The organism is Sulfuricurvum sp. (assembly GCF_028713855.1).
Taxonomy (GTDB): domain Bacteria; phylum Campylobacterota; class Campylobacteria; order Campylobacterales; family Sulfurimonadaceae; genus Sulfuricurvum.
Genome location: NZ_JAQTNN010000001.1, coordinates 201,967 through 212,595 on the forward strand (window position 1 = coordinate 201,967; position 10,629 = coordinate 212,595).

The 10,629-nt window shown below is 41.3% G+C and carries 8 protein-coding genes; all 8 read left to right on the plus strand.

Going from position 1 to position 10,629, the window contains the following annotated elements:
* Positions 1 to 2 precede the first annotated feature (2 nt).
* Entirely contained in the window at positions 3 to 737 is a 735-nt protein-coding gene (locus tag PHI47_RS00995; RefSeq protein WP_299932630.1) for an alpha/beta hydrolase, read from the plus strand.
* 9 nt (positions 738 to 746) lie between these two features.
* Complete coding sequence (gene murF / locus PHI47_RS01000; protein ID WP_299932633.1) at positions 747 to 2,189, plus strand: UDP-N-acetylmuramoyl-tripeptide--D-alanyl-D-alanine ligase; 1,443 nt, start codon at positions 747 to 749, stop codon at positions 2,187 to 2,189.
* Positions 2,189 to 2,683, plus strand: coding sequence for an HIT domain-containing protein (locus PHI47_RS01005; RefSeq protein ID WP_299932636.1), 495 nt, complete (start codon positions 2,189 to 2,191; stop codon positions 2,681 to 2,683). The genes murF and PHI47_RS01005 overlap by 1 nt, the downstream gene beginning before the upstream one ends.
* Positions 2,684 to 2,880: 197 nt before the next feature.
* Positions 2,881 to 4,299, plus strand: coding sequence for a TolC family outer membrane protein (locus PHI47_RS01010; protein ID WP_299932639.1), 1,419 nt, complete (start codon positions 2,881 to 2,883; stop codon positions 4,297 to 4,299).
* A 60-nt stretch (positions 4,300 to 4,359) separates the two neighbouring features.
* Positions 4,360 to 6,540 (plus strand): type I secretion system permease/ATPase, encoded by a 2,181-nt coding sequence (locus PHI47_RS01015; RefSeq protein WP_299932642.1) that lies wholly within the window; start codon positions 4,360 to 4,362, stop codon positions 6,538 to 6,540.
* Positions 6,537 to 7,874, plus strand: a complete 1,338-nt coding sequence (locus PHI47_RS01020) for an HlyD family type I secretion periplasmic adaptor subunit (protein ID WP_299932645.1) — start codon at positions 6,537 to 6,539, stop codon at positions 7,872 to 7,874. The genes PHI47_RS01015 and PHI47_RS01020 overlap by 4 nt, the downstream gene beginning before the upstream one ends.
* Positions 7,875 to 8,465 (plus strand): LuxR C-terminal-related transcriptional regulator, encoded by a 591-nt coding sequence (locus PHI47_RS01025; RefSeq protein WP_299932648.1) that lies wholly within the window; start codon positions 7,875 to 7,877, stop codon positions 8,463 to 8,465. It begins immediately after the preceding gene.
* An 83-nt stretch (positions 8,466 to 8,548) separates the two neighbouring features.
* A partial coding sequence (locus PHI47_RS01030) for an Ig-like domain-containing protein (protein WP_299932651.1) occupies positions 8,549 to 10,629 on the plus strand: 2,081 nt, incomplete at its 3' end.

Here is a 10,629-nt window from a genome sequence, read left to right on the forward strand (position 1 = left end):
GCGTGGCGGTTAAAACGGTTCAATACAAACAGCATACTTTCTCGATCAGTTACGAGATTCTTAATCCGGGTGCCCATTACGATATTATTTTTCTCCACGGATGGGGATCGCATAAAAATTTGATGAAACATGCTTTCGGAGCTCATTTAAAGCAGTTTCGTCATATCTATATCGATATGCCGGGATTTGGTAACAGTACGTGCAATATGAAACTCACGACTGAAGATTACGCGACGGTTTTGGAATCATTTATCTCGATGATTGAAGCGGATAAGACGATTATTTTAGGACATTCATTCGGCGGGAAAGTAGCAACTTTGCTTGCTCCCGATTTGTTGGTATTGGTTGGATCGGCAGGTATCTTGGTTCCTAAGCCGTTTAAAATACGAGCCAAAATAGCCTTGTTTAAACTACTCAAATTCACCGGACTCACTTCACTTCGCCGCTTTTTTGTCGCGCCTGATGCGCAAGGGTTAAGCCAGCCGATGTATGAGACGTTTAAACATGTCGTAAATGAAGATTTTACCGATAAATTTGCTGCATTTAAAGGGAAAGCATTGTTATGTTTTGGTCGTCAAGATACGGCAACGCCTTTATGGACAGCTTATAGCATCGCTGAACTGATAAATGATTCTTATGTCGTTGAATTTGACGGCGATCATTATTTCTTTTTGGAACAGGGTGCTACGGTAGCCAAAGAGATTGAAAAAGCAGTTTTAAAAAACTTGGAGCATTAAGGAAAAATAATGGATTACACGCAAATTTTTGCATTTATTACTAATATTTTATTTGTGATGACATTGGGATGGTATTTGATTACCAATCTTCAGTGGTATGATTATCGGATTGAGCGGGTCGTATTACGTCATCATAAAACGTGGTGGCATATTGTCTATTTTATCGTTCCGTTTATTGTCTATTATACGATTCAAGAATATTTTTGGATCTATTTTTACGCAGCATTTTTCCCTGCAATTATCCTTTGGCATCGTAAACTCGATAAAAAAGTGGTTTTGACATGGCGGGTAAAACGTTTTTTAATCCTTCTTTTCTCGATTACCCTTTTCTTGGATATGCTCTTAACGTTCAAGGGATTAGCCGATACCTACAGTGTATTCTTCCCGTTACTCCTTACCTATATTGCTTCTTGGGCTACTGAAAAGTTTTTATTTATGGCCTATAAGCGAGAAGCATCGCGCAAAGTTGCGTCCATGAGCGAGTTGACGATTATTTGTGTAACCGGAAGCTATGGCAAGACATCGATGAAAAATTTCATTGCACAGGTATTAGGTCAAAAATTCAACGTGTATGCAACACCCCGCAGTGTTAATACTCTCGGCGGTATTATCCGCGATGTAAATGAGTCACTTCCTGCGAATACTCAGGTGTATATCTGTGAAGCCGGCGCGAGAGAAGTGGGCGATATTTATGCCATCACACAACTGCTTCAACCACAAATTGTTGTCGTCGGCAAAGTAGGACCGCAACATTTGGAGTATTTCAAAACATTAGAACGGATACAGCGCACCAAACTCGAAATTATCCAATCCAACCGTCTCAAACGGGCATTCATCCATACGTCTGTGACCGATGAAGCACATGAAAAAGTGACTTTTTTCGGAGATGAGATTCATAATCTGAATGCAACATTGGAAGGGATCGATTTTGATATGGCCATTAACGGTGCTATAGAGCATTTCCATACATCGGTCCTCGGTGGTTTCCAAAGCATCAACATTAATGCAGCGATTTTAATCGCATCCGAGATGGGAATGGCGAGTGATGAGATTGTCTCAGCGGTAAAAAAACTCAAAAGCGTCGAACATCGACTTGAGCGGATCGATGCAGGGGGTAAAATCATCCTTGATGATGGCTACAACGGAAACATCGACGGGATGCTCGAAGGGGTACGGCTATGCTCTCTTCACAGTGGTCGCAAAGTGATCGTGACGCCGGGATTGGTTGAGAGTACCTATGACCTTAACAGTGAGCTTATCAATGCTATTAATGGGGTTTTTGATATTGCTATTATCACAGGGGCGCTTAACGCCGCACAGTTTGATAAAGAGTTACGAGTGCCTCAGAAGATTATGCTTGCTGATAAATCACAAATGGTTAAAACACTGGGCGAAGTGACACGTGCCGGTGACATTATCCTTTTTGCGAACGACGCACCGAATTTTATCTGATGGACAATATTCTTTATGCCCCATGGCGAAATGATTATATAATGGGTGAAAAGATTGAGGGATGTGTTTTTTGTCATATCAGTACACATCCGGAGGATGAGGAACTTCATGTTCTCTATCGCGATGAACACTGCTTTATCGTGATGAACCGCTACCCTTATACTCCTGGGCATTTCATGATTATTCCCCACTATCATACGGATTCCCTCGAAGCCCTTGATCCGAAAGTATGGCTCCATATTACTGCATTAGCTCAGCGCGGTGTACAAATGCTCAAAGAGTCATTCGGTGCTCACGGTGTTAATTTAGGGATGAATTTAGGAAAAGCGGGTGGCGCAGGGATTGCAGAACATATTCATCTGCATTTAGTTCCACGTTGGGAACGTGATACCAACTTTATTACGTCTATTGCACAGACACGAGTTTATTCTACTGATTTTGATACGATATATTTGCGTCTTAGAGAAGAGTCTAAACGCTATTTTTGCTATTAAAAATAGTAAAAATTAGTAACAAATAAGTAACAAGTTTATTGAATTAAATTGTTTTTTTATCTTTTTCTGATATAACATAGACAAAATTTATACAATGAAATTTGAGCAAAGTGTTATTTGGTGACATTTCAAGGACATTTGAGTATTATAATTAGATGAAATATTCAGTAGATGTCGAATTTACGAGGAGTTCAAAAATGTTGAATCGAAAAGTTTCATTATCAAAAGTTGCCGTTATGATGTCTTTGTGTGCTTTTTCGGCATTGCACGCATTGACATTGCAAGAAGGTGTTGATGAAGTACTGTCAACTCATCCGGTAGTTCAAGAGCGATTACATAACTATCGTGCAACATTGGAAGATTTACGTATGACGGAATCGCAGTATCTTCCGACACTTGATTATTCTGCAACCATGGCCCGTGAGAAGACCAAATCTCCAAGTACTTTAAATCAGAGCCGTTCATTAACGTCGTATGAGCATTCATTGCAAGTGACCCAAAATCTTTTTAACGGATTTGGGACTACCTATGAAGCCGATTACAATAAAGCCCGTATCCTGGCGGCTGCAAACCACTATATCGAAAATGCAAACGATGTGGCATATAATTTTACGAACAGTTATATCAATGTTTTGAAAGCGCGTGATTTACTCAATATCGCAAAAGCAAACGTTCAATTCAATGAAGACATTTATACGAAGGTCAACAAACTTTACGGAGCGGGAATGACAACCCGTTCAGAAGCTGAAAAAGCGGATACGTCTCTTTCGTTAGGCAAATCCAACTATGTTGTTGCCAAAAATAATCTTGATGATGCTCTCTTTAATCTTGAACGTATATTGGGTCGTCATGTAAATGCTGATGAACTGAAAGAAAATAATTTCAGCGGTACGATTCCGGCTTCGATTGAAGATATGAAAACTTTCGCAAGAACCCATAACCCCTCAGTATTGGTAAGCGAATATAATATTAAAGCTGCGAAAGCGGAGCGTGAACGTTCATATCAAAATTATTATCCTAAAATCGATGCATTCGCCCGTCAAAGCTGGGCAAATGACATCGGCGGATTGGATGGACACGATGATCGAACCTCATTAGGGCTAACCCTAACGTATAATCTTTATCGCGGTGGTGCTGATGAATCTCAAATTCAGAAAAATTTGAGCAAAATCTATCAAGAAAATGAAAATAAGCGTGAAACGGTTCGTAAACTGGATGAACAGGGTGAACTTTCATGGTCGGCTAAAAACTATCTCGCAGAGCAGCTTGTGCACCTTAAAAGATATGAAACAACCAGTGCCAAAACGCTTGAATTGTACCAAAAAGAGTATGATTTAGGCTGCCGAACGTTGTTGGATCTTTTGGTCGCTCAAAATGATCATGTAGCGGCACAATCGCAGATTGTTCGCGCCGAAAATGATTTGTTGTTTGCCAATTATCGTATTTTGGATGCAATGGGTTCTATGGTACAAAACGTGTTAGGTTCTAAAGCTGATCCGTATACTCAAAAAGTGGGTTTAACGGTACTGGACAGTCGTCTGGATAATGATGATGCAGTTGAAAATCTTATTTATGCGGATCGAAAGATTGACAAATACAAACGAGATAGTGAATAATACTTCCTTTATTCTGTCATAACGATAGGATGCGGTATTTCAAGAGTAAGGCTAATGTGAATGAGTGAGGAATTAGAGGAGCGGATTGCTGATCCGGAGGGAGCGGCATTCGGTGTCGATCCGTTGTTACAATGTCTGGTATTATTTACTCAACTGTATCATAAGCCTTATACTGCCGAAGCGCTAATGGCAGGGTTGCCAACTTCACCGTGGGGTGGGGCGCTTCATCTTTACAGTCTAAAATCATCCAAAGGTCTTTTCGCCCGAGCCGCAAGTCGTGCAGGTCTCAAAAGTACCCTTGTGAGCAGAAAACTTTCGGATATTTCTCCCTTACAATTACCGATGATTTTATTGCTAAAAAATTCTCATGCATGTATTTTTGACTCTATTTCAGCCGATCGCAAAACATGTAAAATTATTCTTCCTGCTGAAGAAGCGATTGAAGAGAGTGTTCCGTTTGAGACATTGGAACAAGAGTATACCGGGTTTTCATTTTTAGTAAAAAAACCATTTGTCTACAATGAAAATGATGCATTGACTTTAAATGTCAAATACAAACACTGGTTTTGGGACACTATTAAACTCTCTAAAAATATTTATCGTGATGTTATTTATGCTACGGTACTAATTAATCTCTTTGTTTTAGCCACTCCACTTTTTACAATGAGTGTATATGACCGTGTTATCCCGAATAATGCAACTGAAACGTTATGGGTATTTGCCATCGGCGTATTAGTCATTTATGTTTTGGATACCTTTCTCAAATTTACACGTGCAATGCTCTTGGAGAGTGCGGGTAAAAAAAGCGATATTATCATGTCATCGATCATTTTTGAAAAAGTACTTGATCTAAAAATGGCATCACATCCAAAATCAGTGGGATCGTTTGCTAGCAATTTAAAAGATTTTGATTCTATCCGTTCATTTTTGACCAATGCGACATTGACAGCGTTGGTTGATTTTCCATTTGCGATTCTTTTTTTATTGGTAATCGGATACATCGGCGGATGGATGGTTGTCGTTCCTCTCATTATGATTGTATTAATCATTGCGTATGCCCTTTTTATTCGCGTCCCATTACGAGAAAGCATTGAAGAAAGTCATAAAGCATCAGCCGCTAAAAACTCTATTCTTATCGAAGCATTACAAAATATTGAGACGCTTAAAACATTAGGTGCTACAGGACAAGTACAGTGGTCATGGGAAGAGGCTACGGGGGAAATTGCCCAAAAAAGTTTGAAATCCCGACTCATGTCTACGTCGATTTCAACGGTCACCGGATTCTTAACACAACTCACTACCGTTTTACTGGTTATACTCGGCGTATATTTGATCGGTGAACACGAGCTTACTATGGGTGGATTGATCGGTATTATTATTATTGCCGGACGAGCTGTGGCTCCGATGGGGCAGGTTGCTGCATTGATTGCAAATTATTCCGATGCTAAATCAGCGTATGATGTCCTTGAAGAGATTATTTCACAGCCATCGGAACGTCCACATGGAAAAAAATTTATTAATCGTCCGACCCTTATGGGAGAGATTGAATTTAAGAATGTGAACTTCGCCTACGATGAATCTGATCATAAGGCGTTGGATAGTGTATCCTTTACCATCAAGCCGGGTGAAAAAGTGGCTATTATCGGACGTATCGGTTCCGGCAAAAGTACGATATCCAAACTGTTGTTGAACCTTTATGAACCTACGGGCGGATCGATCTTACTTGATGGTATCGATATCAAACAAATTGATCCGGCTGATTTACGTAAGAATATCTCCTATGTGGCTCAGGATATCATGCTTTTTAAAGGAAATGCAAAAGATAACATTGCGTATCGTTCTACCCGTGTAAGTGATGAACAGATGATTCGAGCATCCGTTATCTCAGGTGCCGATGAATTTATTCGTAAACATCCTAAAGGGTATGAAATGCCTATAGGTGAGCGAGGGATGGGGCTTTCAGGCGGTCAACGCCAAAGTATCGGTATCGCACGTGCTTTGTTGTTTGAAGCGCCTATAGTTATTATGGATGAACCCACCAATGCAATGGATCAGTTAAGTGAAAATCGTCTGATGGGTAATCTAAAAACGTATTTACAAGATAAAACAGTCATTATGATTACGCAAAAAAATACGATTCTTCCGTTGGTAGATCGTATAATTGTGATGAATGAAGGGAAGATTTACCTGGATGGTCCGAGAGATCATGTACTAGCAAAACTTTCAGGGGGTACAGCATGAGGGTAAAGAAACGCTTTTCTTTTAATGCCAATGATTATCAATTCATGCGCAGTCTTTCAGCCGCTGTGTTGGAAGACACCCCATCACGTCTTCGTTCCGTCCTCCTTTTTTGGATCGTTGCAGTAGTATTTTTTCTTTTATGGGCCGGGCTATCGCCAATTGATGAGATTGTTAGAGGAGATGGAAAGGTTATTCCCGGTGGGGAAAATCAAATGATTCAGCATCTTGAGGGTGGAATGCTTAGCGCCATATTGGTTAAAGAAGGACAGAGAGTCAAAGCAGATGATATCCTTTTACGCGTTGATAATCTAAAGTCTTCTTCAACGTATGAGAGCTCTCAATACAAATCAGCAGAGCTAAGAGCAAGGCTTGTTCGCCTTCGAGCAGAAGCACACGGAGGTGCTTTTTCACCTACGGCAGATGATATGGCAAAAATTCCGATGCAGATTATGCAAGAGCGAAGCTTGTACATCTCTAACCTGGAACGGCTTAAATCTCAAATATCAGGGCTTAATGATCAGTTCGCTCAAAAACAAAATGAAAAACTTGAAGCTCAGGGGCGTATAGCAGAACAAAAACATGCTCTCTCCTTTATTAAGGAAGAGGTAGCAATCTCTGAGCCGATGGTAGCTCAAGGGATTAAGCCTCGTGTTGAATTTTTAAAACTGCAGCGAGAACTTAGCGACGTAAGTGAAAAATACAACGCATTGGTCGCTTCCATCCCACGACTCAATGCGGCAATGAATGAAATCAGCAGTAAAATCAGAGAAACGCGGTCTGAATATACTACGAAAGCACAATTGGATCTTAATGAAGCTGAAACCGAGTACAAACGTGTCGGTGCGGAGAGCTCAGAATTAGCTGATCAGGTAACCCGTACGGTCATCAAATCACCGATTAACGGTATTGTCCAAAAACTTTATGTTAATACGGTCGGCGGGGTTATTAAACCGGGAGACAATTTGATCGAAATCGTTCCAACCGAGGGAGGATTGTTAGCAGAAGCCAAAGTCAAGCCGGCCGATATCGCCTTTATTTACCCAGGTCAGGATGCGATTGTCAAAGTAACGGCATACGACTTTTCCCTTTATGGATCATTGCATGGAAAAGTCGTTACGATCAGTCCCGATACGGTGACGGATAAAAATGACAATGTCTATTATGTCGTAAAAATCCAAACCGATAAAAAATACCTTGGAACAAAAGAAAAACCGCTAAAAATTATTCCGGGAATGATGATCAATGTTGATATTATCACGGGGCAAAAGACCATTTTACAGTACATTTTAAAACCGATTTTAAAAGCTAGACAGTATACCTTTACGGAGCGATAAATGAAATTGTATTTAGTATCGAACGACATTACTTTAAGAGCGAGATGGATGGGAATTCTGAGTGGTTTGCATCCTACCACTTTTTCTGAATGTTCGTTCGATATTAAACCTCCTTCTATCGTGATGATATTGGACAGTGTCTTAGCCAATATTTCGGAAGAATATCTTAAGAATTTGTTTGAAAATCGGGTAATGATTCTTTCTGTGACTCCCAATTTTGCAGAGGCGCAGAAATTTTTGGCTTTGGGGGCAATGGGTTATGGGAATGCTATGATGCATGAATCACATTTGTATTCAGTGTACCAAGCTTTGGAAGAGGGAAAAATTTGGCTTCATCCTGATTTTATTACTTTGATGATCACGCAGATCCACGATCATAATCAGCATAAAGAAAAATCATTGGAAATACTGGATTCTCTGAGCAAGCGAGAACGTGAAGTAGCTTTATTACTCGGTGAAGGTGCAACGCATCAGGAGATATCTGATGCATTGGATATTACCGTACGAACAGTCAAAGCTCATGCAACCGCAATTTATCAAAAACTCGATGTTAAAGATCGTCTAGCCCTTTCTCTTCTTCTGCACGCATAAATTAGTACCTTAGTACAATAGCATTGTTTTTCCTCCTGCGCTACAATTGAAAATATAAAAATTTCTCATCAGAGGTAATCATTATGGCACGCGTAATTGGATATGTAAAATCGTTTGAGCACGGTACTTTTTTCGTAAAAGATGCAAAAGGGCATAGTCATCAGTTAAAAAGCGGTGAAGCTATTCATGAAGGCGAACTTGTTTACGGTGCAAAAAGTAATCCAAACAATGCAAAAATCATTATCGATGTAACGCTTCAGGGTGCAGGCGATTTAGTAATTGCCGGTACTGGTGCCCTTAATTTTGATACCTCGTTGCTAAAAGGTATTTTTGTCCACGATGATGCCGTAGTGTATATCAACTCGATTAAGGATGCATTGGCATTAAATGGAAATACAGCTCCTGATAGTGAAACAGATAAAAAGCATATCGATGTTACACCGGGGGAAGAAGATAGTAAAGAGGATGAAACGGCAGCCGGTAATGTTGTAACGGATACCGAGCATACGACTGATACGTTTGCTGTTCGTGACGGTTCGACACAAGATGTCAGTACATCAGTCAGCGGTACTGGTACAGGAAGCACGGGTTCTACTAGTTCCATCCAATCGACTGTGGTCACTTTCGTACCGCTTATTACCGTCATGGTACCACTAAGTACAAATGATAAGACCCCTACGATTATTGGTGCATCTAATCTAATTGGGGCAATTGTAACGTTGGTAGTTACTGATAGTGAAGGAAATGAACAAATCCTTTATACGGTTGTTCAACCAAACGGCACTTATAGTATCGATGTTCCTCAAGATTTAGCAGTAGGTGAATATTCCGTTAACGCCAGTGTTAGTGATGCGGCAGGCAATAGTGTACATGACAGTGATCAGGGTACTATTAACCTCTTTGCACCTAGTATTTCACTTGATAATTTACCGGACGTAACAAATGACAACACGCCAACTATCTCAGGAACAAGTGATCAGATTGGTGGGACAGTAACGCTGATTGTGACTTCTCCTGGCGGTGGGCTACAAGTTTTACATGCGCTCGTTCAGAATGATGGCACCTTTAGTACCGAGGTTCCGTCTTCATTACTGGATGGTACTTTTACCGTTGAAGCCCGAGTATACAGTTCGGATGGAATCTTAGGGGAAGATATTGAAAATGCTCAAATCGATACATACGTTGATGTGCAGGTTTGGGCACCTGATAACAGCAATGACAATCAACCGACGATTTATGGAACCAGTGATGAAATTGGTGCAACCGTATTCCTTAAAGTAACCGATTCAAATGGACATGTGCAAGAAGTGACAGCTGTAGTTAATGAAAATAAAACATACAGTGTTGAAGTTACAGAAGCGTTGGCAGATGGAGCATATACTGTTGAAGCCAGAGTACAAGATGCTGTTGGAAATGTAGCGAATGCCACTGATAATGGTAGTATAGATACCGTTGTCCCTACTCTCACTGTAGACGTAGCAGAGAATACTACGGACACTACGCCGACAATCACGGGAACAAGTGATGAAATCGGAGCCACAGTAACTTTGGTCGTTACTGATAGTGCAGGAAATGAACAAATTTTATATACGGAAATCCAGGCAGACGGCACTTATAGCATCGATGTCCCTGAAGCATTGGCAGAAGGTTCTTTTATAGTCAATGCGAGTATCTCAGATCCTTCTAATAATGAAGTTACTGCAAATGATATTGGAACTGTAAATATTGATTACGCACCGACGGTCGTCGTAACCATCAACGCTACCCCGGTAGAAAACACCGCGGCAGCGGGCGACGTGATCGCGACCAGCGCAGGATCGGATGCGGACGGAGATACCCTCGTTTACAGCCTCACCACCAATGTGGGTAACGTCTATGCGATCGATCCGGCAACCGGAGCGGTGAGCTTGACCCAAGCGGGAGCCGACCTGATCAACGGCGGCGGTAACTTGCCAAGCGTCAACGTGACGGTCACCGATCCTTCCAATGCGACCGGAACCGACAGTGAAGCCGTACCGGCAACCACCCAAGCAAACGACGCACCGACGGTCGTCGTAACCATCAACGCTACCCCGGTAGAAAACACCGCGGCAGCGGGCGACGTGATCGCGACCAGCGCAGGATCGGATGCGGACGGAGATACCCTCGTTTACAGCCTCACCAC

Coding starts and splice junctions, on each gene's coding strand:
- PHI47_RS01005 (WP_299932636.1), top strand. CDS start 2,189: ATGGACAATATTCTTTATGCCCCATGGCGAAATGATTATATAATGGGT.
- PHI47_RS01020 (WP_299932645.1), top strand. CDS start 6,537: ATGAGGGTAAAGAAACGCTTTTCTTTTAATGCCAATGATTATCAATTC.
- murF (WP_299932633.1), top strand. CDS start 747: ATGGATTACACGCAAATTTTTGCATTTATTACTAATATTTTATTTGTG.
- PHI47_RS01010 (WP_299932639.1), top strand. CDS start 2,881: ATGTTGAATCGAAAAGTTTCATTATCAAAAGTTGCCGTTATGATGTCT.
- PHI47_RS01015 (WP_299932642.1), top strand. CDS start 4,360: ATGAGTGAGGAATTAGAGGAGCGGATTGCTGATCCGGAGGGAGCGGCA.
- PHI47_RS01025 (WP_299932648.1), top strand. CDS start 7,875: ATGAAATTGTATTTAGTATCGAACGACATTACTTTAAGAGCGAGATGG.